Source organism: Micromonospora humi (genome assembly GCF_900090105.1).
Lineage (GTDB): Bacteria > Actinomycetota > Actinomycetes > Mycobacteriales > Micromonosporaceae > Micromonospora > Micromonospora humi.
Window position 1 is genome coordinate 95,874 of sequence record NZ_FMDM01000006.1, and the last position, 22,767, is coordinate 118,640.

The 22,767-nt window shown below is 73.0% G+C and carries 23 protein-coding genes; 10 read left to right on the forward strand and 13 right to left on the reverse strand.

Annotated features, from left to right (window positions below; all coding sequences use genetic code 11):
* Nucleotides 1-252: 252 nt before the first annotated feature.
* From serC to GA0070213_RS13550, 3 genes are all read left to right on the forward strand, one after another.
* Nucleotides 253-1,380 carry a phosphoserine transaminase gene (gene serC, locus GA0070213_RS13540; protein WP_091062636.1) on the forward strand — a complete coding sequence of 376 codons (1,128 nt, stop codon included), beginning with the start codon at nucleotides 253-255 and terminating at the stop codon, nucleotides 1,378-1,380.
* A 191-nt stretch (nucleotides 1,381-1,571) separates the two neighbouring features.
* Nucleotides 1,572-2,660 (forward strand): septation protein SepH, encoded by a 1,089-nt coding sequence (sepH, locus tag GA0070213_RS13545; RefSeq protein ID WP_091062639.1) that lies wholly within the window; start codon nucleotides 1,572-1,574, stop codon nucleotides 2,658-2,660.
* A 68-nt stretch (nucleotides 2,661-2,728) separates the two neighbouring features.
* Nucleotides 2,729-3,715 (forward strand): aldo/keto reductase, encoded by a 987-nt coding sequence (locus GA0070213_RS13550; protein ID WP_091062641.1) that lies wholly within the window; start codon nucleotides 2,729-2,731, stop codon nucleotides 3,713-3,715.
* Between the two features lie 72 nt (nucleotides 3,716-3,787).
* On the opposite strand, the gene thpR is transcribed toward GA0070213_RS13550, so the two are convergent.
* The 5 genes from thpR to GA0070213_RS13575 all read right to left on the reverse strand — a co-directional run bounded on the left by thpR (nucleotide 3,788) and on the right by GA0070213_RS13575 (nucleotide 8,331).
* Entirely contained in the window at nucleotides 3,788-4,357 is a 570-nt protein-coding gene (gene thpR / locus GA0070213_RS13555; protein WP_091062643.1) for an RNA 2',3'-cyclic phosphodiesterase, read from the reverse strand.
* Nucleotides 4,358-4,361: 4 nt separating this feature from the next.
* On the reverse strand, nucleotides 4,362-4,871 hold the full coding sequence (locus GA0070213_RS13560; protein ID WP_091062645.1) for a hypothetical protein: 510 nt from the start codon (nucleotides 4,869-4,871) through the stop codon (nucleotides 4,362-4,364).
* Nucleotides 4,872-4,982: 111 nt separating this feature from the next.
* Nucleotides 4,983-6,269 (reverse strand): MFS transporter, encoded by a 1,287-nt coding sequence (locus GA0070213_RS13565; RefSeq protein ID WP_091062648.1) that lies wholly within the window; start codon nucleotides 6,267-6,269, stop codon nucleotides 4,983-4,985.
* Nucleotides 6,270-6,338: 69 nt separating this feature from the next.
* Complete coding sequence (locus GA0070213_RS13570; protein ID WP_175441334.1) at nucleotides 6,339-6,788, reverse strand: MarR family winged helix-turn-helix transcriptional regulator; 450 nt, start codon at nucleotides 6,786-6,788, stop codon at nucleotides 6,339-6,341.
* Between the two features lie 61 nt (nucleotides 6,789-6,849).
* On the reverse strand, nucleotides 6,850-8,331 hold the full coding sequence (locus GA0070213_RS13575) for an NCS2 family permease (RefSeq protein WP_091062649.1): 1,482 nt from the start codon (nucleotides 8,329-8,331) through the stop codon (nucleotides 6,850-6,852).
* Nucleotides 8,332-8,469: 138 nt separating this feature from the next.
* On the opposite strand from GA0070213_RS13575, the gene GA0070213_RS13580 reads away from it, so the two are divergent.
* Entirely contained in the window at nucleotides 8,470-8,685 is a 216-nt protein-coding gene (locus tag GA0070213_RS13580) for a DUF2530 domain-containing protein (protein WP_425412829.1), read from the forward strand.
* Nucleotides 8,686-8,689: 4 nt separating this feature from the next.
* On the opposite strand, the gene GA0070213_RS13585 is transcribed toward GA0070213_RS13580, so the two are convergent.
* Nucleotides 8,690-9,529 carry a DUF3027 domain-containing protein gene (locus GA0070213_RS13585; protein ID WP_091062653.1) on the reverse strand — a complete coding sequence of 280 codons (840 nt, stop codon included), beginning with the start codon at nucleotides 9,527-9,529 and terminating at the stop codon, nucleotides 8,690-8,692.
* 65 nt (nucleotides 9,530-9,594) lie between these two features.
* Between GA0070213_RS13585 and GA0070213_RS13590 the strand changes: the two genes are divergently transcribed.
* Both GA0070213_RS13590 and GA0070213_RS13595 read left to right on the forward strand, forming a co-directional pair.
* Nucleotides 9,595-11,247: an MFS transporter gene (locus GA0070213_RS13590; protein ID WP_091062655.1), complete on the forward strand. Its 1,653-nt coding sequence runs from the start codon at nucleotides 9,595-9,597 to the stop codon at nucleotides 11,245-11,247.
* Nucleotides 11,244-11,894: a futalosine hydrolase gene (locus GA0070213_RS13595; protein ID WP_091062656.1), complete on the forward strand. Its 651-nt coding sequence runs from the start codon at nucleotides 11,244-11,246 to the stop codon at nucleotides 11,892-11,894. The genes GA0070213_RS13590 and GA0070213_RS13595 overlap by 4 nt, the downstream gene beginning before the upstream one ends.
* Here the strand turns inward: GA0070213_RS13595 and GA0070213_RS13600 are convergent.
* Complete coding sequence (locus tag GA0070213_RS13600; RefSeq protein WP_091062658.1) at nucleotides 11,866-12,813, reverse strand: GNAT family N-acetyltransferase; 948 nt, start codon at nucleotides 12,811-12,813, stop codon at nucleotides 11,866-11,868. The genes GA0070213_RS13595 and GA0070213_RS13600 overlap by 29 nt on opposite strands.
* Before the next feature lie 318 nt (nucleotides 12,814-13,131).
* Here GA0070213_RS13600 and GA0070213_RS13605 point away from each other — a divergent pair, with 318 nt between their 5' ends.
* Nucleotides 13,132-13,962, forward strand: coding sequence for a 1,4-dihydroxy-6-naphtoate synthase (locus GA0070213_RS13605; protein WP_091062660.1), 831 nt, complete (start codon nucleotides 13,132-13,134; stop codon nucleotides 13,960-13,962).
* Here the strand turns inward: GA0070213_RS13605 and GA0070213_RS13610 are convergent.
* Together GA0070213_RS13610 and GA0070213_RS13615 are read right to left on the reverse strand one after the other, a co-directional pair.
* A complete protein-coding gene (locus tag GA0070213_RS13610; protein WP_073826071.1) occupies nucleotides 13,923-14,309 on the reverse strand; it encodes a cold-shock protein in 387 nt (128 codons plus the stop codon). The genes GA0070213_RS13605 and GA0070213_RS13610 overlap by 40 nt on opposite strands.
* Nucleotides 14,310-14,337: 28 nt before the next feature.
* Nucleotides 14,338-14,961, reverse strand: coding sequence for an HAD family hydrolase (locus tag GA0070213_RS13615; RefSeq protein ID WP_091062662.1), 624 nt, complete (start codon nucleotides 14,959-14,961; stop codon nucleotides 14,338-14,340).
* A 37-nt stretch (nucleotides 14,962-14,998) separates the two neighbouring features.
* Between GA0070213_RS13615 and GA0070213_RS13620 the strand changes: the two genes are divergently transcribed.
* A complete protein-coding gene (locus tag GA0070213_RS13620) occupies nucleotides 14,999-17,464 on the forward strand; it encodes a helicase-associated domain-containing protein (RefSeq protein ID WP_091062664.1) in 2,466 nt (821 codons plus the stop codon).
* A gap of 4 nt (nucleotides 17,465-17,468) precedes the next feature.
* Here the strand turns inward: GA0070213_RS13620 and GA0070213_RS13625 are convergent, their stop codons facing one another.
* Both GA0070213_RS13625 and GA0070213_RS13630 read right to left on the reverse strand, forming a co-directional pair.
* Entirely contained in the window at nucleotides 17,469-17,702 is a 234-nt protein-coding gene (locus GA0070213_RS13625; RefSeq protein WP_091062666.1) for a hypothetical protein, read from the reverse strand.
* 113 nt (nucleotides 17,703-17,815) lie between these two features.
* Complete coding sequence (locus GA0070213_RS13630) at nucleotides 17,816-18,685, reverse strand: L,D-transpeptidase family protein (protein WP_091062668.1); 870 nt, start codon at nucleotides 18,683-18,685, stop codon at nucleotides 17,816-17,818.
* Between the two features lie 173 nt (nucleotides 18,686-18,858).
* Here GA0070213_RS13630 and GA0070213_RS13635 point away from each other — a divergent pair, with 173 nt between their 5' ends.
* Nucleotides 18,859-20,538: a DNA repair helicase XPB gene (locus GA0070213_RS13635; RefSeq protein ID WP_091062670.1), complete on the forward strand. Its 1,680-nt coding sequence runs from the start codon at nucleotides 18,859-18,861 to the stop codon at nucleotides 20,536-20,538.
* Between the two features lie 52 nt (nucleotides 20,539-20,590).
* Here the strand turns inward: GA0070213_RS13635 and GA0070213_RS13640 are convergent, their stop codons facing one another.
* Complete coding sequence (locus GA0070213_RS13640; protein WP_091062674.1) at nucleotides 20,591-21,538, reverse strand: zinc metalloprotease; 948 nt, start codon at nucleotides 21,536-21,538, stop codon at nucleotides 20,591-20,593.
* A gap of 294 nt (nucleotides 21,539-21,832) precedes the next feature.
* Entirely contained in the window at nucleotides 21,833-22,042 is a 210-nt protein-coding gene (locus GA0070213_RS13645) for a winged helix-turn-helix domain-containing protein (protein ID WP_091062675.1), read from the reverse strand.
* Between the two features lie 370 nt (nucleotides 22,043-22,412).
* Between GA0070213_RS13645 and GA0070213_RS13650 the strand changes: the two genes are divergently transcribed.
* The gene (locus GA0070213_RS13650) at nucleotides 22,413-22,682 is read left to right on the forward strand and encodes a hypothetical protein (RefSeq protein WP_091062677.1); all 270 of its coding nucleotides are present in this window, start codon (nucleotides 22,413-22,415) and stop codon (nucleotides 22,680-22,682) included.
* Nucleotides 22,683-22,767: the final 85 nt, after the last annotated feature.

A 22,767-nucleotide genomic window follows, 5' to 3' on the forward strand; every position in this document is an offset into this window, starting at 1 on the left:
AGGGGCCCCCGCTTAACGCATTCTGCATAGGCGGGGGCCCTTCTTAACACCTGCTTTGTGGCGTACGCCTCAGCGGCCGGCGTGGGACCAGCGGGTGGGTCCGGCCGGGCGGGTGCGAGGATGGGGGCCGGCAGCGCTGCCGGCCGGGCTCGGATCCCGGCCGTCCCGTGCGTCCGGCGCACGAGCCGGCCGTCGGTCCGCGCCCGCAGGAACAGGGCCCGCCCTCGCCCATGCGGAAGGATCGAGACAACCGTGGCTGACGCACCGACCATCCGGATTCCCGACGACCTCAAGCCCGCCGACGGCCGTTTCGGCTGCGGCCCGTCCAAGGTCCGTCCGGCGGCGGTTTCCGCGCTCGCCGACGTCGCCACCAGCTACCTGGGCACGTCGCACCGGCAGAAGACGGTCCGCGACCAGGTCGCCCGGCTGCGCCGCGGGCTCGCCGAGTTCTTCTCGCTGCCCGAGGGCTACGAGGTGGTGATCGGCAACGGCGGCACCACCGCCTTCTGGGAGGTCGCCACGTTCGGCCTGGTCCGCGACCGGGCCCAGTTCGCCAGCTTCGGCGAGTTCGGCGCGAAGTTCGCCAAGTCGGTCTCCGACGCGCCGTTCCTGGGCGAGCCGACCGTCCGCAAGTCCAAGGCGGGCAGCGCGCCGTCGCTGGTCGCCGAGGCCGGCGTGGACGTCTACGCCACCCCGCACAACGAGACCTCCACCGGCGTGGCGGTGCCGATCAGCCGGGTGCCGGGCGCCGACGAGGGCTCGCTGCTGCTCGTCGACGCCACCTCCGGCGCCGGCGGGCTGGACGTCGACGTCGCCGAGACCGACGTCTACTACTTCGCCCCGCAGAAGTGCTTCGGCTCGGACGGCGGCCTCTGGCTCGCCCTGATGTCGCCGGCCGCGCTGGCCCGGGCCACCGAGGTCAAGGCGTCGGGCCGCTACATCCCGGCCTTCCTCGACCTGGTCACCGCGATCGACAACTCGCGGCTGGAGCAGACCTACAACACGCCGGCGCTGGCCACCATCTTCCTGGCCGCCGAGCAGACCGACTGGATGAACGCGCAGGGTGGGCTGGCCTGGGCGGCCAAGCGCACCGCCGAGAGCGCCGCCGCCGTGTACGGCTGGGCCGAGCGCTCCCCGTACGCCAGCCCGTTCGTGTCGGACCCGGCGCTGCGCTCCAACGTGGTCGCCACCGTCGACTTCGCCGACGGGGTGGACGCGACCGCGATCGCCAAGGTGCTGCGCGCCAACGGCATCGTCGACACCGAGCCCTACCGCAAGCTCGGCCGCAACCAGCTGCGGGTGGCGCTCTTCCCGGCCGTCGAGCCGGCCGACGTCGAGGCGCTCACCGCGTGCGTCGACCACGTGGTGGAGCGACTCTGATCACGTCGTGACGCTGGGTGGTCGCCGGGGCTCCGGCGGCCACCCACCGTGATCGTTGCCGCAGCTCAGTCGCGACATGCCGGGGTGTCGCTCTCCCCACGGCTGGGAAGATGAGCGTACGGTGGTTCGAGACGCCCGGGTGGCCGGCTCGTGGCGTGTGACGGCCAGCGAAGCGGGACGGAGGCAAGCCGATGCGCCCAGTACGCTTCGTCGCTCTCTCCGAGGACGGCCAGGCCCTGGTGCTCACCGACGAGGTGGGCCGCCTGCTCGCGCTGCCCATCGACGAGCGCGTGGCCTCGGTGCTGCACGCCGAGCCGGGCGCGACCCCGCTCGCGGTGGTGCCCGCCTCCACCGATCCCACGCCGTCACTGTCCCCGCGCGACATCCAGGCCCGGATCCGGTCCGGCGAGTCCGCGGAGGACGTGGCCCGCATCGCCGGCGTCCCGGTCGACCGGGTGCTGCGCTACGCCGGCCCGGTGCTCCAGGAGCGGGCCATGCTGGCCCAGCACGCCCGCCGCACCCGACTCAAGGGCGCCGAGAAGCCGACCCCGCTGGCCGAGGTGGTCAACGGCCGGCTGGCCCAGCACGGCATCGACACCGAGAAGATCTCCTGGGACGCCTACCGCCGCGACGACGGCACCTGGCGGATCATCGCCACCTGGCCGTCCGGCAAGGCCACCGCGCAGGCGGTGTGGGATCTCGACAAGTCCCGGCAGAACGTGGTCGCACACGACGACATGGCGCAATACCTGTGCGCCGAGCGTCCCACGCCGATCCTCGGCCAGGAGCCGGCGCCGGAGCGGGGCGGTCACGCGCTGCCCGGCCCGTCGCGCGGCGAGCCGAGCCGGGGCGGCCACGGCCTGCCGTCCGGGGTCGAGCAGGCCCGCCCGGGGCGGGACCCGATCCGCGCCGGCCGGGACGCGCTGCTCGCCTCGCTGGACCGACCGCTCGGCGGCACGTCCGGGCGCGGGCTCGACACCCGTTCCCCGGCCGCGCTGGCCGGCTCCGACGCGCCCCGGCAGCGGGCGGTCGCCGGCGGTGCCGCCGCGCTGCTCGGTGGCGGCCAGGGCTCGGCGTTCGACGACGACTCGGACGCGCCGAAGGAGATCCCGGCCGTGCCCTCGCTGGCGGTGCTCCGACCCCGGCGCACCGGCAACCCGCCGGCGTCCGGCGGCGCCGGCACCGAGTCGGGCGAGGCCGGCGGCAAGCCGCGCAAGCGGCTGCCGAGCTGGGACGACGTCCTCTTCGGCAGCGGCCCGGCGGCCCGCGAGTCCTCCTGATCCACCGGTCCACCCTGGCGCACACCTGACGTGAGGCACTCGAAGTGCCCGCGTGCCAGGGTGGACCCATGGAGTACACGAACCTGGGACGCACCGGCCTGTCGGTGAGCCGGCTCTGCCTCGGCACCATGAACTTCGGGCCGCAGACGAACGAGCCGGACAGCTTCGCCATCATGGACCGGGCGCTGGAACACGGGATCAACTTCTTCGACACCGCGAACGTCTACGGCTGGAAGCAAGGCGAGGGCATCACCGAACAGATCGTCGGCCGGTGGTTCGCCCAGGGCGACGGGCGCCGTGACAAGGTCGTGCTGGCCACCAAGGTGTACGGCAAGATGAGTGACTGGCCCAACGATCAGGGCCTGAGCGCCCGGCACATCATCCGGGCCTGCGAGGACTCGCTGCGCCGCCTCCAGACCGACACCATCGACCTCTACCAGATGCACCACGTCTCCCGGACCACGCCGTGGGAGGAGATCTGGCAGGCGATGGAGACGCTCGTCGCGCAGGGCAAGGTGCTCTACGTCGGGTCGTCCAACTTCGCCGGCTGGCACATCGCGCAGGCGCAGGCGGCCGCCGGGAAGCGCAACTTCCTCGGCCTCGTCTCCGAGCAGTCCATCTACAACCTGCTCACCCGGCACGTCGAGCTGGAGGTGATCCCGGCCGCGCAGCACTACGGGCTGGGCATCATCCCCTGGTCGCCGCTGCACGGCGGGCTGCTCTCCGGGATCATCCGGAAGATGGCCGACGGCAGTGCCGCCCGCGGCACGTCCGGCCGCTCGGCCGACGCGCTGGCCGAGCATCGGAACACCATCGAGGCGTACGAGAAGCTCTGCGCCGACCTGGGCCAGGACCCGGCTGATGTGGCACTGGCCTGGCTGCTCTCCCGGCCCGGGGTGACCGCCCCGATCGTCGGTCCGCGCACCATGGACCAGCTCGACCGCAACCTGGGCGCGCTCGACGTCCAGCTGGACGAGGCCACCCTGACCCGCCTCGACGAGCTGTTCCCGCCGATCGGCAACGGCGGCCCCGGCCCCGAGGCCTGGGCCTGGTAGGTGTAAGGAGGGGCCCCCTGTTAACGCCTCAGGTAGAGGAGGGGGCCCCTGTTAACAACCCGACGGCGGAGTTCAGAGCGGCCAGGCGGCGAGCCGGGTGTAGCGCGCGGGGCGGCCGAGGTGGCTGCGGACCAGGACCAGCTCGTCGGCCGGCCAGTCCGGGCCGGCGTAGCCGTGCAACGCCTCCCGGTCGGCCCGCACGTCCGCGCGGGGCACACGGTCGCCGGGACGCGCGATGGTCAGGTGGGCCCGGAACGGCTTGTCGTCGTCGTGCGGCAGCCCGGCCCGGCGCAACCCGTCGCGGACCAGCCGGGCGAGCGCGTCCAGCGCGTCGGTCTCACCTCGCACGTCCACCCAGAGCACCGTGGACCGCCCCTGGCCGAAGCTGCCCCCGCCACCGAGCCGCAGCCGAGGCGAGCTGTCCCGGTCGTCCCGGAACGCCTGTGCGGCCAACCCGAGCGTGCTCTCCACGGCGACCAGCCGGTCGTCCGGCACCTCGCCGAGGAACGCCAGCGTGAGGTGGAGGTGGGCCGGGTCGGCGAGCCGCACGTGAGCGCCGTCGGCGATCCGTAGCTCGGCGACCCGCACCGTCAGGTCGGCGACCGCCGCCTCGGGCGGGTAGATCGCCGCGAAGAGCCGCACCCGGTCAGTGGTGTCGCTGGTGGTGCGCCGCCCGGGCGGCCGGCAGGGTCAGCCCGGCGGCGTGCAGCAGCCCTTCGACGCGGACCCGTTCGATTTCCCGATCGACGCCGTCCAGCTCGGTGAGGTGCTCGGCGATGCCGAGGGCGTGGCAGGCGGCGCGCAGCCGCTCGTCGTACGCCTCGATGACCGCGCCGTGCCACACCACCGAGCGGTCGGCGGCGGCCAGCCGGTGGCCGCCGAGCCGGCGCAGGTCGACGGCGAGCTGCTCCAGTGGGCGGCGGCCCTCCCGCTCGAACTCGGTGAGGTCGATGTCGCGGGTCAGCGCCTCGGCCTCGATGGCCCGGTCGAGGCGGGCGATGGTGCGGCCCTCACGGCGCCGCTCCCGCCACTCGGCCCAGCCGCACGCGACCCGGTCGATGATCTCGTCGGCGCAGAAGATCAACGCGAAGAGGGCGGGCAGGCAGCAGACGGCGAGGATCGCCAGCGCCAGCAGCACACCCTGCCCCAATCCCACACATCGACGCTAAGCCCTGCCGCACCCACCCGCTACCCGTTTGCCAAAACCGACGCGAGTGTTAAGCGGGGCCCCTCCTAGGCAGAATGCGTTAAGAAGGGGCCCCGCCTTTCACTCGGCGCCGGGGGACACCACGTAGAAGCGAGGCATCGGCAGCACCCGAAGGCGCAGCCGGGCACCGGAGCGGCGCAGCTGCCAGGTGAGCGCCAGCAGCGCGGCGGCCAGCGAGATCAGGCCACCGATCCAGATGCTCGCGCCGGCGCCGAAGCGCTCGGCCACCCACCCGATGATCGGCGCGCCGACCGGGTTGGTGCCCAGGAACACCAGCACCCACAGCGCCATCACCCGGCCCCGGAAGGACGCGTCGACGCCGAGCTGCACCCGCTGGTTGGCGGCCTGGGCGAAGAAGACCATGAAGAAGCCGGTGGGCAGCAGGAGCGACACCACCATCCAGTACGCGGGCGCGAGCCCGACGAGCGTGCCGAAGCTGGCGCAGCCGATCGCCGCGCCGAGCACCAGCCAGACCGAGGGCCGGCTGCGCCGGCCGGTCCCGGCGAGCGCGCCGACCAGCGCGCCGACCGCCAGCGCGGTGCTGAACAGGCCGAACGAGGCGGCACCGGTCTGGAACACGGTCTTGGCCAGCGCGGCGAGGGTGAGCTGGAAGTTGAACAGGCTCATCCCGATCACCGACATGACCACCATGGGCAGCAGGAGGTCGGGGCGGCGGGCGACGTAGCGCAGGCCGTCGATCACCCTGGCCTGGTCCCGTTCGCCGGCCGGCGGCAGGTCCTTGCGGTGCAGTTCCGCCGGGCGCATCCGGACCACGTTGACCAGCGGGGCGATCGAGCTGAGCGCGGTGAACATGAAGACCGGGCCGACGTCGAAGGCGGCGATGGCGAGGCCGGCGACGGCGGGGCCGACGATCCGGGCGGAGTTGAACACGGCCGCGTTGAGCGAGAGCGCGTTCGGCAGCAGCGGCACGCCGACCAGCTCGGAGACGAAGGCCTGCCGTACCGGGGTCTCGACCGCGTTGGCGACGCCGAGCAGGGCGGCGAACGCGAAGACGTGCCAGAGCTGCACCACGCCGGTGACGACCAGCAGGCTCATGCCGAGCGCCAGCACGGTCCAGAACGCGTTGGCGACGAAGAGCAGCATCCGCTTGTCGTACCGGTCGGCGAGGCGGCCGGAGAGCAGGGTGAGCAGGAGGACGGGGGTGAACTGCAACGCGGTGACCACGCCGAGCGCGGTCGCGGAGTTGTCGCTGAGCTCGAGGACGAGCCAGTCCTGGGCGATGAACATCATCCAGACGCCGATCAGTTTGATCAGCTGCCCGGTGGCGAAGAGTCGGTAGTTACGGACTCGTAGGGACTGGAACATCGTGCTCAGCTTGGCCTGCACTCTAGGTGCGCCTCCTCGCGTCGGGTACGCCTCATCCACAACGGACGAAGCGGACCGCGCGACCCGGTGTCAGGCGCGTGCGATTCCCTGGAGGATGTCCGCGGCCCGCCGCAGCGTGTCGCGTTCCTCCTCGGTGAGCGCGGCCAGCCGGCTGGCCAGCCATTCGTTGCGGGCCCGCTCGAACTGGTCGAGCACGGCCCGTCCCCCTTCGGTCGCCGCCAGGATGACCTGCCGTCCGTCGGTCGGGTGGGGGGTGCGCTGCACGAGGCCGCGCTCCTCCAACTTCGCGACGATCTTGGTCATCGTCGGCGGCTGCACCCGTTCCACGTCGGCCAGTTCCCGTGGCGTGAGGGCGCCCGCCAGTTTGAGGCTGGTGAGCGCCGACAGCTGGGTGACCGTGAGGTCGCCGACCGGTCGGGCCTGTCGGACCCGCCGGTTGAGCCGGGTGATCGCATCTCGCAGCTGGGGGGCCAGCTGCGCCGGTGGCACGCGTCTCGCCGTCACCGTCCGCTCCGTCACACTAGTTAGCCTAACTAATGAGCCTGGCTAACGACACGCGTTATGACCAGGCTCACCAGCGTCAGAGCAGCACGGACTCGATCGGCCCGCGCAGGAAGTAGAGGACGAAGAGCGCGGCCACGCCGTACAGCAGGGGGTGGACCTCCCGGGCCTTGCCCTTCGCCAGCTTCACCAGCACATAGCTGATCACGCCGGCTCCGATGCCGTTCGAGATCGAGTAGGTGAACGGCATCAGCACGATCGTCAGGAACGCCGGGATCGCGATCTCGTAGTCGGTCCAGTCGATGGTCCGGACCGCCGTCATCATCAGGAAACCGACCACCACCAGCGCCGTCGACGCGGCCTCGAACGGCACGATCGCCGACAGCGGCGCCAGGAACATGGCCAGCAGGAACAGCAGGCCGGTGACCAGGTTGGCCACCCCGGTCCGGGCACCCTCGCCGACACCGGCGGCACTTTCGATGTACGACGTGTTGCTCGACACCGACGCCGCACCACCCGCGGCGGCGGCGATCGAGTCGACCAGCAGGATCTCCTTGGCCCGCGGCGGGGTGCCCTGCTCGTCGAGCATGTCCCCCTCCTGGCCGATCGCGACCATCGTGCCCATGGTGTCGAAGAAGTCCGTGATCAGCAGCGTGAAGACGAACATCAGCGGGACCAGCCAGCCCACCCGGGTCCACGAGTCGAGCACGTTGAAGTTGCCCAGCAGCGACAGGTCCGGCAGGTCCACCACCTGCTTCGGCAGCTCGGGCACGTTCAGCGCCCAGCCCTTCGGGTTCGGCTTGCCGTCGACGAACGACGGGCCGATGTTGCCGATCGCCTCGACCACGATGGCCAGCACCGTGGAGGACAGGATGCCGATCAGGATCGCGCCCCGGACCCGGCGGACCACCAGCACCACGGTGACCAGCAGGCCCACCACGAACACCAGCATCGGCCAGCTGACGATCTTGCCGTTGATGCCCAGCCCGACCGGCACCGTGCTGTTCGCCGCGTCCGGCACCCGCCGGACGAAGCCGGCGTCGACCAGGCCGATGATGGTCAGGAACAGTCCGATACCGACGCCGATCGCGGTCTTGAGCTGGGTCGGCACCGAACGGAACACGGCGGTCCGCAGGCCGGTGAGCACCAGGATGCCGATCAGCACACCCTCGATGACCACCAGGCCCATCGCGTCCGCCCAGGTCATCTGCGGCGCGATCTCGAACGCGACGAGCGCGTTCACGCCCAGCCCGGCGGCCAGCGCGATCGGGAACCGGGCCACCACCCCCATCAGGATGGTCATCAGGCCCGCGACCAGGGCGGTCGCCGCGGCCAGCGCCGGGATGGCGAGGGTACGACCGTCCGCGTCCTCGGCGCCGCCGAGGATCAGCGGGTTCAACACCACGATGTACGCCATCGTGAAGAACGTGGCGAAGCCGCCGCGGATCTCCCGCCCGGTCGTCGACCGGCGGGCGGAGATCTCGAAGAAGCGGTCGAACGCGTTACGCGGGTGCGCGGGGTCGGGCGGTGTGCCGTGGTCCGCCGGCGGGGCAATGGACATCGGGTCCTCATCTGGTTGATCGACCGGTTTCGTCGCGCGCATCGTGCCAGATCACCCGGCGGACAGGGAAGGACGATCACGTACGCTGGGCCGGTGCCCCAGGAGCAGCAGCCGCGGCCCGAGCCGCTCGACCCGCCGATGGTGCCGTTCGCCGTCGCCGGGCTGATCGCCTGGGCGGTGGCCGGCCTGGTGCTGCTGCTCTTCTTCCGCGACTGGCTGACCGCGCACGGCCACCAGAACTGGCTCTGGACCTGCCTCGCCGGTTTTCTGTGGGGCTTTCCCGGCCTGGCCACGATGATGCGGCACGACGCCAACCGGCGTCGCCGTCGGGCGGCCGCCGAGCGTCAGCGCTGACCGGTCAGGAGTGGCCGTACGGCTCCGCCGGCTCGGCCGCCTCCACCGAGCCGGGCGCGCGGCTGACCGACATCGCCTCGACCGCGCTGTCGTCGTAGACCGTGGGCAGTTCGTCGACAGGCGTCTCGACCGCTCCGACGAGCGTCTCCGAGTGCGCGCCGCAGCCGTGGTCGGCGCTCACCACCCGGCCGTCGTCCGGGGCGAAGAAGTTGCCGCACGCCCCGAAGGACTGCCGCAGCGAGCCGGCCAGCGGCAGATAGAAGCCGCAGGTGCCGCAGCGGGCGGCGGCCGGCGCGGCGGTCGAGATGGCGGCGTCCGGCCCGTGGTCGCCGTCGTACCAGCGCTGGGCGGTGTCGGCGCGCCCCTCCCGGGACAGCACCCGGGCCCGGCCGAGGCCCAGTTCCCAGGCGGTCTCCTCCACGGCCGGGTCGTCGGAGAGCAGGTAGCCCGGGGCGAGCCGCTCGTCGTCGGCCGGGGTGGTCAGCAGGTCGCCGGGGCCCAGGTCGCCGGGCTGGAGCCGCTCCTGCCAGGGCAGCCAGCCCGGGGCGAGCAGCGCGTCGGGGCCGGGCAGCAGCACGGTCTCGCAGATGGTGACGTGCTTGCTGCGCGCCACCCGGGTCACCGTGACGGCCCACCGCCAGCCGCGGTAGCCGGCCATCCGGCACTCGAAGTAGTGGGTGACGACCCGGTCGCCCTCGGCGACGGCCTGGAGGTGGTCACCGATGTCGGTCGGCTCCACCTCGGTGATGGCGTCGCGGGCCACCTCGACGGCGGCGGCGCAGACCTGGTCGAGCCGGGGAGCGCGGGCGGATACGGGCCTGGTCACTCTTCCATTGTTCCCCATGCCCGTAGGCGGGTTGTCTCCGGGTGATGCGGCGCGCGGGGGGCGGATGGGCGAGGATGGGACACATGGCGCTGTCCTCCCGCTCCGGCCGCTCCTTTCTCGGGCGGACCGTCGGCACCGGCATCCGCGCCACCCGGCTGCTGCTGCGGGGGTCGCTGCACGGCGGGCGCTGGATGACCCGCCGGGCCGGCACCGCCCGGGCCCGCAGCGCCGGCAACGAGGTCGGCATGGTCCGCCTGTTCGACCTGCACGCGCTCTCCTGCGCCGGGGACACGCTCATCGCCATCGGCCTGGCCGGGACGATCTTCTTCGACGTGCCGCTGGGCGAGGCCCGCAACAAGGTCGCGCTCTACCTGCTGGTGACCATGGTTCCGTTCGCCATGCTCGCCCCGGTGGTCGGCCCGCTGCTCGACCACTTCCGCCACGGCCGCCGGTACGCGCTGGCCACCACCATGCTCGGCCGCGCGTTCCTGGCCTGGCTGATCTCCGACTACATGGGCGGTCTCGGGCTCTATCCGGCGGCGTTCGGGGTGCTCGCCCTCTCCCGCGCCTACGGGGTGGCCCGCTCGGCGGCGGTGCCCCGGCTGCTCCCCGAGGGGCTGGGGCTGTCCCAGGTCGGCGCCCGGGCCAGCGTCTACGGCACGGTGGCCGGCGCGCTGGTCGCCCCGATCGGGCTGGCCGCGTTCTGGCTGGGGCCGCAGTGGCCGCTCCGGGTCGCCTCGGTGATCTTCCTGCTCGGCATGGTGATCTCGCTCCGGCTGCCGCCGAAGGCCGATTCGGAGCCGCCGGAGCGGATGCCGCACCCGCTGCGCGCGATGCGCCGGCGCGACGGCGAGCGCCCGCTGGGGCGGGGCCGCCCCGCCGGTCGACTGGTGATCGCCACCCTGATCGGTGCCGCGGCGCTGCGCGGGCTCTACGGCTTCCTGCTGCTGTTCCTCGCCTTCGCCATCAAGGCCGGCGACCTGACCACCGACTTCTTCGGCCGCGAGCTGAGCGACCAGGCCGCGCTGGGCCTGGTCGGCGGCGCGCTGGCGGTGGGCACGTTCCTGGCCACCGCGCTCGGCACCCGGCTGCGGATCCACCGGCCGACCGCGATCCAGTCCAGCGGCACGATCATCGTGGCCGGCGTGGCACTGCTCGCCGCGATCAAGTTCTCGCTGCCCATGGTGGCGCTGCTCTGCCTGGTGGCGGCGCTGATGAGCGGGATCGCCAAGCTGGCGGTGGACGCCTCGATCCAGGAGCGGATCCCGGAGCGGCTGCGGGCCAGCTCCTTCGCGCACTCGGAGACCGCCCTGATGCTCGCGTTCGTGGCCGGCGGCGGGCTCGGGCTGGTGCCGTTCACCGGGCTGATCGGGGTGGCGGTCGCCGCCGGCGTGGCCGTGCTGGTGGCGCTGCGCGGGGTCCTGGTCGCCAGCCGCCTGCGCGGGGAACACCTGGTCGGTCGCCCCTTGGGCGACGACGAACTGGCCGGCGGTCGCCCGTCGGGCGACGACGATCTGGCCGGCGGCCGCCCGTCGGGCAACGACGACCCGCCCGTCACGTCCTTCGACGACCCGGCGCCCACCTCGCCGGCACCGCAACGCGTCGACGCAGCTCCGGCGGACGACGACGGGCTCGCGCCGCCCGGCTTCCACATCTACCGCCCCTCCTCGTCGGTCGGCGGCCCCGGCGCGGCCGAGGACGAGACCCGGCGCGATCCCCGGGGGCCGGTGGCGTGAGCGGTCTGCTGGTGGTCACGGCGGTGCCCGCCGAGGCCGAGGCGGTCCGCGCCGGCCTCACCGACCCGAGCGTGACGGTGCGACCGGTCGGCGTCGGCCCGGCCGTCGCCGCCGCTGCCACGGCCCGGCTGCTGGCGTTGGCCGAGGCGGCCGGCCGGCCGTACCGCGCGGTGGTCAGCGCCGGCATCGCGGGCGGCTTCGTCGACCGGGTCGCGGTCGGCGGCACCGTGCTGGCCGACCGCAGCGTCGCCGCCGACCTCGGCGCCGAGTCACCGACCGGCTTCATCCCGGTCGAGGAGCTGGGCATGGCTCCCGAGCTGCTCGGCGTCGGCCGGACGGTGGCCGCAGACCCGACCCTGCTGGTCGCCCTGCGCGCCGCGCTGCCGGCGGCCACCGTCGGCACGGTGCTCACGGTCGGCACGGTTACCGGCACCGCCGAGAGCACGGCGATCCTCGCCGGCCGGCACCCGGACGCCGTGGCCGAGGCCATGGAGGGGTACGGCGTGGCCGTCGCCGCCGCCCTGGCCGACGTGCCCTTCGCCGAGCTGCGCACGATCTCCAACCCGATCGGCCCCCGCGACCGCGACGCCTGGCGCATGCGCGACGCCTTCGCCGCCCTCACCACCGCCGCTGCGGCGCTCCGCTGACCGGCGGGTCGAACCGCATCACCGCCGCCTTCATCGGCTCGACCCCGAACCCGCAGGATCCCAGGAAACACGCGCCCTCGCCCTCGGCGACACCGAGCGCGGACCGTACCCCGCACCGGGCCATCTCCGCGGCCAGCGCGGCCACCAACCGCCGGCCGATGCCGAGCCTTCGGCATGCCGGGGTGAACAGCACCCCGTCCAGCACGATCTCATCCCAGCCCGGCAACGGGAATCCCAGGAGAAGCTCGATGCTGCGTTCGTGGGCGCGCAACTCGCCCACCAGCTCGCCGTCCGGCAACTCGGCGACGAAGCGCCAGGACGTCGTCGGGACCTCGGGGTCGAGGTCCCGACGGACCCGAAAGCCCCGACGCACCCGCTCCCGGATCCGATCACGATCCCGGCGCTCACGGTCGAGCCGGTACGTCACCGCGGGCAGGACGGACCAGTATCCGGCGGACAGGCCCGGCCACTGCGCCCACCAGGCTCCCGGCCAGTCCTTCGGCTCGCGCACCTCCCGGGCGTCCAGGTGCGCCGGGCAGTGGCGCCCAGCTGCGTCCCGCAGCCTCTCCTGCGACACCGCTGACGGCCCAGCGCGCCCGACCAGCGGCTGCTCCTGCCGCCCGGCCGGCAGCGACCTGATGGTGACCCGTCCGCCCGCTGCGGCGACCAGCCGCTCGACAGTGCGGAAACTCGGCCCCACCGACCGACCGCACTCGATGCGGGCGAGGGTCGTCTGCGGCACTCCCGATCTCGCGGCAAGCTCACGCTGGCTGAGGTCGGCCGCTCGGCGCAGCGCCCGCAGCGTCGCCCCCAGATCGGTCGTTTCCGGATCGGTCTCAGCCTGATCTGGTGCCACCGGCTCGGTGGTCGGCTCGGTGGTCGGCTCGACGTCGGTCACCACGCCATGTTCGGCCGTCATCGCGGCGGCCTTCCACCTCGCCGCACCGACCTGTGGATAACCGTGTGGAAAAGTCGACCCGCTGGGGACAAGGAAGCCCCCACGGCCCCGACTAACTTGATGGCGAAAGTGAGTCATCGACGCACGTGGCACGACGGGGCGAATACCCAGATGCGAAGCCGGGCAGGGCCAGCCGCATGAGTGGGGGCAGCTGACCCACCCACGCCATCAAGTTTGCAGGAGCCGAGGAGCGGTACCCCGGCCGCACGAGAAGCAGACACGTGGTGACCGACCAGCAGTGCCTCCACCCACCCCCACAGGCCGAGTTACGGTGGGGGCGTGGCGCTCTCCCTGGCGATCTCCCCCTGCCCCAACGACACGTTCGTCTTCGACGCCCTGGTGCACGGGCGGGTGCCCGGCGCGCCGCCGGTCGAGGTGACCTACGCGGACGTGGACGTCACCAACACGGCCGCCGAGCGGGGCGCGTTCGACCTGGTGAAGGTCAGCTACGCGGCGCTGCCCTGGCTGCTCGACGACTACCACCTGCTGCCCTGCGGGGGCGCCCTGGGCCGGGGCTGCGGCCCGTTGGTGCTGACCCGGGGCGACCGCACCGACCTGTCCGGCGCGACTGTGGCGGTGCCCGGCGAGCGGACCACGGCGTACCTGCTGTTCCGGCTCTGGGCGGCGGACCAGGCGCCGGCGCGGATCGAGGTGGTGCCGTTCCACGAGATCATGCCGGGCGTGGCCGCCGGCCGGTACGACGCCGGTCTGGTGATCCACGAGGCCCGCTTCACCTATCCGCGACACGGGCTGACCGCCCTGGTCGACCTGGGCGAGTGGTGGGAGGGCGACACCGGGCTGCCGATCCCGCTCGGCGCGATCCTGGCCCGCCGCGGCGCGGTCGACCCGGTCGAGGCCGCCGCGTGGGTCCGTGAGTCGGTGCGGCAGGCCTGGGCCGACCCGGAGGCCAGCCGCGGGTACGTGCTCGCGCACGCGCAGGAGATGGAGCCCGACGTGGTGGACCGGCACATCGGCCTCTACGTCAACGAGTTCACCGCCGACCTGGGTGAGGCCGGCTTCGCCGCCGTGGACGCGCTGCTGGGCCGGGCCGCCGACGCCGGGCTCGTCCCTCAGACCTCCAGCTCGCGCGCCACCGCGTGGACCAGCTGAGCGATCTTCTGCGCGGCCTTGCGATCCGGGAAACGACCCCGGCGCAGGTCCGGCTGCACCTTCGCCTCCAGCACCTTGATCATGTCCTCGACCAGGCCGTGCAGTTCCTCGGCCGGCCGGCGACGCAGCTCCGCAACGGACGGCGGCGCCTCCAGCAGCTTGACGCCCATGGCCTGGGCGCCCCGCCGGCTGTCCACCACGCTGAAATCGACCCGCTGGCCACCCTTGAGGTCGGCGACACCCGCCGGTAGCGCGCCCTTCGGCAGGAACACGTCGCCACCCTCGTCACTGGTGACGAACCCGTATCCCTTGGCCGCGTCGTACCACTTCACTCGACCCGTCGGCACCTGTCGAACCCCGCTCCACTCGAACCGTCTACCCCTCCAAGGCTAGCCCGATGATCCGGTCGACCGCCTTCGGGAATTCGACAAGATCATTGAGCACCAGGTGGGCGCCCGCCGCGCTCAACTCCGCCACCGGGCAGGGGCCGGTCGCCACTCCCACGCCCGGGATTCCGGCCGCCCGCGCCGCCGCCATGTCGGCCACGTGGTCGCCCACGTAGAGCGTCGCGCCGTGCTCCCGCAACGCGGTCGCCTTCTGCTCCGCGAACAGGTCCCCCGCCAACTCGTCGACGGCCAGCCCCAGGTGGTCCAGGTGCAGTTTCGCCAACCGCCCGATCTTGGAGGTCACCACCATCACCCGCCCGCCGCGCTCGTGTACCGCGCGCAGCGCGGCCTCCGCACCCGGCATCGGCACCGTCGGAGTGATCGCGTACGCCGGATACAGCTCGCGGTAGAGCGTCACCGCCTCCTCGATCCGCTCCGGCGGGAACCAGTGCGCCAGCTCGGTACGCAGCGGCGGGCCCAGCCGGGACACGGCCAGTTCCGCGTCCACCGGCACGCCGGTGCGCTCGGTCAACGCCCGATAGGCGGCGGCGATGCCCGGGCGGGAGTCGACCAGGGTCATGTCGAGGTCGAAGCCGACCATCAGCGGAGACATGCCGAGAACCTACCCAGCGGGCTAGCGTGGTACGACGATGACCACCTCACTCGCCGACCACCTGCGGGCCCTCCCCGACGAGTCCCTGGCCGCCCTGCTCCAGCTGCGGCCGGACCTCGTCGTGCCGGTGCCGGCCGATGTGTCCGCCCTCGCCCTGCGCGCCCAGTCCCGGGTCTCGGTGGCCCGTGCCCTCGACGGACTGGACCAGTTCACCCTGCAGATCCTCGACGCCGCCCGGCTCACCCGCGGCCCCGAGGGTGCCACCTCCACCGACCAGATCCTCGCCATGGCCACCGCCGGGCCGCACCCGCCCGCCCCGACCGCGGTCCGCGCCGCGATCGACCGGCTCCGGGCCCGGTTCCTGCTGTACGGCCCCGAGCACGACCTGTACGTGGTCGGCGGCGTCGACGAGGTCTCCCCGTACCCCGCCGGGCTGGGCCGGCCGGCGGCGGAGCTGGACCCCCGCGCGGCGGCCCTCTGCGCGGACCCGGCGAAGCTGCGGCGGACGCTGCTCGCCGCGCCGCCCTCGGCCCGGGCGGTCCTGGACCGGCTCGCCGCCGGGCCGCCGGTCGGCACCGTGGCCCCGGGCGCGCTGGAGGCGCCCGCCACCGGCGTCGAGGACGTGCTCCCGCCCGACCTGGTCAACGGCGGCGCGCCCACCGGCTCCCCGATCCGCTGGCTGGTCGAGCACCGGCTGCTGGTGCGGATGTCCGGCGGCCCGCACGGCACTGTCGAACTGCCCCGTGAGGTGGGGCTGGTGCTGCGCCGCGACGCCGGACCGCTCGGCCCGCTGCGCACCGGCCCGCCGGCGGTCTCCGGCCCGCCCCGCGAGATCAAGGCCGTCGACTCGGCCGGCGCCGGGCAGACCATGGAGGTGGTCCGGTACACCGAGGCGCTGCTGGAGGCGCTGGTCGTCGAGCCGGCCCCGGTGCTGCGCTCCGGCGGCGTCGGCGTACGCGACCTGCGCCGGCTCGCCCGCGGTCTCGGGCTGGACGAGCCGACCACCGCGCTGATCTTCGAGGTGGCGTACGCGGCGGGGCTGACCGGTGAGCTGGAGCTGACCGGCGCGGCCACCACCCGCTACGGCGGCGACCAGCAGATCCTGCCCACCGGCGGTTACGAGGTGTGGCGCGCGGCGTCGCTGGCACAGCGCTGGGAGCAGCTCGCCCGGGCGTGGCTGGCGATGCCCCGCCAGGTGGGCCTGGTCGGCCAGCGGGACGACCGGGACCGGCCGATCTCGGTGCTCTCGCCCGAGGCGGAACGCGCCGGCGCGCCGGCCGCCCGCCGAGCGGTCCTCGCCGTGCTGTCCGACCTGCCGCAGGCCACCGCGCCGACCCCGGACGAGGTGCTGGAACTGCTGGACTGGCGGGCCCCCCGCCGGGCCCGGGGGCGGGAGACGGCGCACCGCGAGGTGCTCACCGAGGCGGCCCGACTCGGGGTGACCGGGCTGGGCGCGCTCACCTCCTACGGGCGGCTGCTGCTGGCCGAGTTGGCCGACGCCGACGAGCGCGGCGACGACCCGCTGGGGCTGCGCTCCGACGCCGAGTCGGGCGACCCGTCCACTGCGGTACGCGCACTGGACGGGCTGCTCCCCGCCCCGGTCGACCACGTGCTCGTACAGGCCGACCTGAGTGTGGTGGTGCCCGGCCCGCCCGACCCGGCGCTCGCCGCCGAGCTGGATGTGGTGGCCGAGCACGAGTCGGCGGGCGGGGCGAGCGTGCACCGGGTCACCACGGCGAGCATCCGGCGGGCGCTCGACGCCGGCTACACCGCCGACGACCTGCACGCGCTGTTCCGCCGCCGGTCCCGCACCCCGGTGCCCCAGGGGCTGACCTACCTGGTCGACGACGTGGCCCGCAAGCACGGCGGGCTGCGGGTCGGCTCGGCCGGCGGGTACGTGCGCAGCGACGACGAGGCGCTGCTCACCGAGGTGCAGGCGGACCGGCGGCTGGAGTCGCTGGCGTTCCGCCGGCTCGCCCCGACGGTGCTGGTCACGCCCTACCAGGTGAACCGGATGCTGCTCGCGTTGCGCGACGCCGGGTACGCCCCGGTGCCCGAGGACGCCAGCGGCGCGACGGTGCTGGCCCGGCCGAAGACCCGGCGGGCACCGGCCCGGACACCGCTCGCCGGTCGCGCGGTGGACCCGCTGGCCACGCCGAAGCTGCCGATGCCCCGCCTGCTCGGCGTGGTGGAGCACATGCGCCGGGGCGACACGGCGGCCCGGGTGGCGCGGCGGGCCCCGGCGGTGGTCCGCGGCGCGACGGCGACCACCGGCCCGACGCCGGTGACCGGGCACAGCGACGCGCTGGCCGTGCTCCAGCAGGCGGTACGCGACAAGGCGCTGGTCTGGGTCGGTTACGTCGACGCGCACGGGGCGACCGCGTCGCGGCTGGTCCGGCCGGTGTCGATCGGCGCCGGCTACCTGCGCGCCGAGGACGACCGCACCGAGATGCTGCACACGTTCGCGTTGCACCGGATCACGGCCGCCGTGTTGGAGGAGTGAACGGCTATTCCCCGTTGCGTCGCAGCGTGCCGATCACCGAGACGGCCAGCAGCAGCGCGAACGCCGCGCCGGCCGACTCGCCGACCGAGTCGACGAAGCCCTGCCGCTGCACCAGCAGCCCGAACAGGAACCAACCGAACACGCCCACGGCGGCGGCCGCGTAACCGACCATCGCCGCCGTGGAGACCTGCTGCTGCGTCCGCTCGTCCTCGGGAAGCACGTCCTGATCGACGGTCATGCCAGCCCCTCCCCGCCCCGTGGTGGACCCGGCTTCCAGAGTGGCACCGACCGAACCGCGCGGACAGGGGTTAAAACCCTGATCCGGGCGCTCCGGTCACGGGGCGGGCGGGCTCAGGTGCCGGGGCGGCGGCCGATCACCACGACGCGGGTGCCGATCGAGCCCAGCTCCCAGAGGCGGACCGCGTCGCGGTGCAGCAGGTTCACGCAGCCGTGCGAGCCGATCGCGCCGTTGTGCAGGTAGGTGGTGGTCTCGTGGAAGCCGATCCCGCCGTTGAACTGTTGCCAGTAGGGCAGCCACACCTCGTACGGGTTGGACCACTCGCGCGGGTTCCGGCCGCCGACGGAGTAGGTGCCGGCCGGCGTGGCGTAGCCGGACATGCCGGTGCGGGTGACCGTCGGGCCGAGCACCACCCGCCCGCCGCGCATCGCCCACACGGTCTGCCGGGTCAGGTCGACGCAGAACGTGAGCCGGGAACCCGCCCGGCAGCGCGACACGTCCGTGCCGGCCAGCCGCTTCGCCACGTCGTACGTGGTGGGGCCGGCGCGCCCGGAGGCCGGGCTGATGCCGTACCGGATCTGGAACTTCTTGATCGCGGTGCAGTCGGCGGCCGACTGCGTGCCGTCCACGGTCAGCGTCCCGAAACCGCCCAGCCGGCTCAGGTAGCTCTCCACGGCCCGCTGGTGCTCCCCCTGCGGGCATCCGGCGGACCGGGACGGCCTGGGCTTGGGCTTGTCCGTCGCCGACGGCGACCGGGAGGGTTTCGGCGTGGCCGTCCGGCTCGGCTGCGCCGACGGGGACGTCGCCGACCGTTCGGGCGTGGGCGGCGCGCTCGCCCCCGATGCTCCCTCCGTCAGCCCGACCGGCGCGGGGGTAGTGCCCCCGGCGCCCTCCGTCTGCGGATCGAGCGCGCACGCGCCGACGCCGACCAGCACGACCACCGCCAGGCCGGCGACCCGGGCGAAGAACCGGACACGCTGCATGGGCCCTCCCTGGACAGTTGTCCCGCTTGCTAGACGTGTGGCAGAAGTATGACGTTGCCTGTCCAGCGAGACTTTTTTCCGGCGTTCTCCGGCGTGCAACACTGGATGGTCCGCCTTCGGCAGGTCAGCCGCCGTGCGGGCACGGATCCCGGACCATGCGAGGAGGACGCGGCGTGAGCGGTGGACCACTGATCGTGCAGTCGGACAAGACGCTGCTGCTGGAGATCGACCACCCGGACGCGCAGGCCTGCCGGATGGCCATCGCGCCCTTCGCCGAGTTGGAGCGCTCGCCCGAGCACGTGCACACCTACCGGCTCACCCCGTTGGGCCTGTGGAACGCGCGGGCCGCCGGCCACGACGCGGAGGGCGTGGTCGACACGTTGATCAAGTACTCGCGCTATCCGGTGCCGCACGGCCTGCTGGTGGACGTGGCCGAGACCATGGACCGGTACGGCCGCCTCCAACTCGCCAACGACCCGGCGCACGGGCTGGTGCTGCGCGCCCTGGACCGGGTGGTGCTGATCGAGGTGGCGAAGAGCAAGAAGCTCGCCGGCATGCTCGGCGCGAAGCTCGACGACGACACCATCGCGGTGCACCCGTCCGAGCGGGGCCGGCTCAAGCAGGCGCTGCTCAAGCTCGGCTGGCCGGCCGAGGACCTGGCCGGTTACGTCGACGGCGAGGCGCACCAGATCGAGCTGGCCGAGTCCGGCAAGGACGGTGGCAGGCCGTGGACCCTGCGCTCCTACCAGCGGGAGGCGGTCGAGGCGTTCTGGGCCGGCGGCTCCGGCGTGGTGGTGCTGCCGTGCGGCGCCGGCAAGACGCTCGTCGGCGCCGCGGCGATGGCGGAGGCGAAGGCGACCACGCTGATCCTGGTCACCAACACGGTGGCCGGCCGGCAGTGGAAGCGGGAGCTGATCGCCCGCACGTCGCTGACCGAGGAGGAGATCGGCGAGTACTCGGGCGAGCGCAAGGAGATCCGCCCGGTCACCATCGCCACGTACCAGGTGCTCACCTCGCGGCGCGGCGGCGCGTTCACCCACCTGGACCTGTTCGGCGCCCGCGACTGGGGCCTGGTCGTCTACGACGAGGTGCACCTGCTGCCCGCGCCGATCTTCCGCTTCACGGCGGACCTGCAGGCCCGCCGCCGGCTCGGCCTCACCGCGACTCTGGTACGCGAGGACGGCCGGGAGGGCGACGTGTTCAGCCTGATCGGCCCGAAGCGGTACGACGCGCCGTGGAAGGACATCGAGCAGCAGGGCTGGATCGCCCCGGCGGAGTGCACCGAGGTACGGGTGACGCTCACCGACGCGGAGCGGATGGCGTACGCGACGGCGGAGGCGGAGGAGCGCTACCGGATGGCGGCGACCGCCCGCACCAAGCTGCCGGTGGTCCGTGCCCTGGTGGAGCGGCACCCGCAGGAGCAGGTGCTGGTGATCGGCGGCTTCCTCGACCAGTTGCACCAGCTCGGCGAATACCTGGACGCGCCGATCGTGCAGGGCTCGACCACGAACAAGGAACGGGAGCGGTTGTTCGACGCGTTCCGGTCCGGTGAGATCCGCACGTTGGTGATCTCGAAGGTGGGGAACTTCTCCATCGACCTGCCGGAGGCGGCGGTGGCGATCCAGGTGTCCGGCACGTTCGGGTCGCGGCAGGAGGAGGCCCAGCGGCTGGGCCGGGTGCTGCGGCCGAAGGCCGACGGCCGGCAGGCGCACTTCTACACGGTGGTGTCCCGGGACACGATCGACACCGAGTACGCGGCGCACCGGCAGCGTTTCCTCGCCGAGCAGGGGTACGCGTACACCATCGTGGACGCCGACGACGTGCTCGGCCCTCCGCTGCCGAGCGTCGACTGACCGGCGCGGACGCCGGGCGGGCCGCTGTCGTGCGACCCGCCCGGCCTCGCGGTCAGCCCTGGCCGCCGGCGCGGAACGCGACCCAGGCGTCGCTCATCCGGTCGGCCTGGCCCGGGGTGAACATGTTCATGCAGGAGTCCTGCGTGTAGTCCATGAAGTTGTGGATCGGGTCCAGCCCCGGCGCGGTGCAGGTGTCCGCCCCGACCGGGCAGTTGAACTGCGGCGCCGCCTCACGCGGCGTGTCGGCGACGAAGTCGCCGGACGCGGAGCAGCCGTGCGCGAACGTGTGCTCCAGCATCAGCCAGTGCCCCACCTCGTGGGTGAGCGTGTCGCCCTCGGCGTACTTGCCGGCCGTGCCGCCGGGCATCGACTCGTCGAGCATCACCACGCCGTCGATGTAGTCGCGGCCGTTGTTGTAGCCCTTCGGGAAGTATGCCCAGCCGAGCAGCCCGCCGCCGATGTTCGCCGCGTAGACGTTGAGCGTGCGCGAGTCGCCGGTGTAGAGCGCCTTCTTCATGTCCCGCTCGTTCTTGCCCGGCACCACCGTGTACCAGGCGCTGTTCACGGTCCACGTGGTGTCGACCAGCGAGAACCGGAACGGCGTGTCCGAGGCGTCGGCCGCGGTCCGGCCCGCGTACGAGTCGTTGAGCACGGTCATCTGCGCCGCGATCAGCGTGTTCCAGCGGGCCTTCTCGGCCGCGCCCAACTCGTGGTCGGAGATCATGTGGAAGATCGTCGGCACGGTGACGCTGCCGTTGGCCAGCCGCGGCACGTCCTTGATGACGCCGTACGCCTTGGCCTCGTTCGTCGAGTAGAGCGCCGGCTCCTGGGCGGTGGCGCCCTCGCGGATCCGGGCGGCGCTGTGCGTGTCGGCGCCCGGCGCGCAGGTCGCCGCCGTCGTCGGGGCGGCGGAGGCGGTGGCGGGCGCGCCGCCGGCGGTGAGGAACGTGGCGGCGGCAGCGGCCAGCACTGCCAGGTGGATTGTCGGTTTCCTGTGCATCGCTGCACCTTTCGAGAGGCAGGAAGGAACACCGACGCGGGGTTGTCAAAGCTGCGGATCGATGACGTCGTCGTCCCGACATAAGACCACGTCAACGGCGTTCACAACACCCCCGGGCGCGCCCGACGGCACTGCCTCTGGTCCCTACAAACTTGATGGCGTGGATGACTCACCGGATGCCGACCGTGCGCTCCTCCTACCCACGGAGATTCGCGTTTCAGCTTTTGAACGGCGCGGAGATCTTGGTACGAGATGGCCCCTCCCGGGGCCGATCCATACCAAGATCTCACATGGTCAGCGACGATCGGACTCGGCGACGAAGACGCCTCGGCCCGGACGACCCACCAGCACACCCCGCTCCCGCAGCTTCGCCACGGCCCGGCTGATCGTTGACTGCGACACGTCGTAGTCGTCCGCCAACTTCCGCCCGGACGGAAGCTGAGAGCCAGGCGGATAGGTGCCATCCTTGATCTTCTTCGAGAGGTCGGCGAGTAGTTCGTCCATCGTGGGCGGGATAGGCACGTCAGGCCCCTTGCAGTCGGTTGGCCTGCCCAGTATCGATCAACGACTTCGACAGAGGCAACGCATGTAGCACTGGTGACCTAGATGGGTAGGTGACTCAAAGACGTCGTTGACATAGGTGACTCGGTATCGGTAGCGTCGCTCTCGGTGATGCGGTGCTGTTGCGGTCGGTTGGCACCTCTCGTACCGGTCTCGCATCGCCGCCGAGACCTCACCCACCGCGCTCCGCCGCCCCCGAACAGCGGAAGCCGCCTTACCGCTACCACCTTCCGAAGGGCGGTCACCTCGTGCGCAACCCGTTCCTCCCGCTCGCGTTCTACGCCTGGCCCGGCGCACCGTCGACGCGGCACCGATGACCGAGCGTTGGGTGATCCACCTGCCGGTGACCGCGCCGGACCTGCACCGGGCACGCATCTTCGCGCGCACCGCGACTCGCGTGCTGGCCCAGCTCACCGCGCGGGTGGAGCCGGGCGGGGTGACCGTGTCGGCGGAGGACGCGCAGTGCGTACGCCATTGGGTCTTCTGCGATCGACCGCTGCCGGACGGTGGCGGCCGGTGTGCGCTGCCGGTGGATCACGTGGCTACCTGCGCCCGCCGCGCGCCCTGGCTTCGGCGACGATGACCCATCCGCGCCATCACGTTCGTAGGCGCCGGAGAGAGCACCAGCCGACGGCCGTCAGCGCTCGGTCGACGTCGACGTCACCACC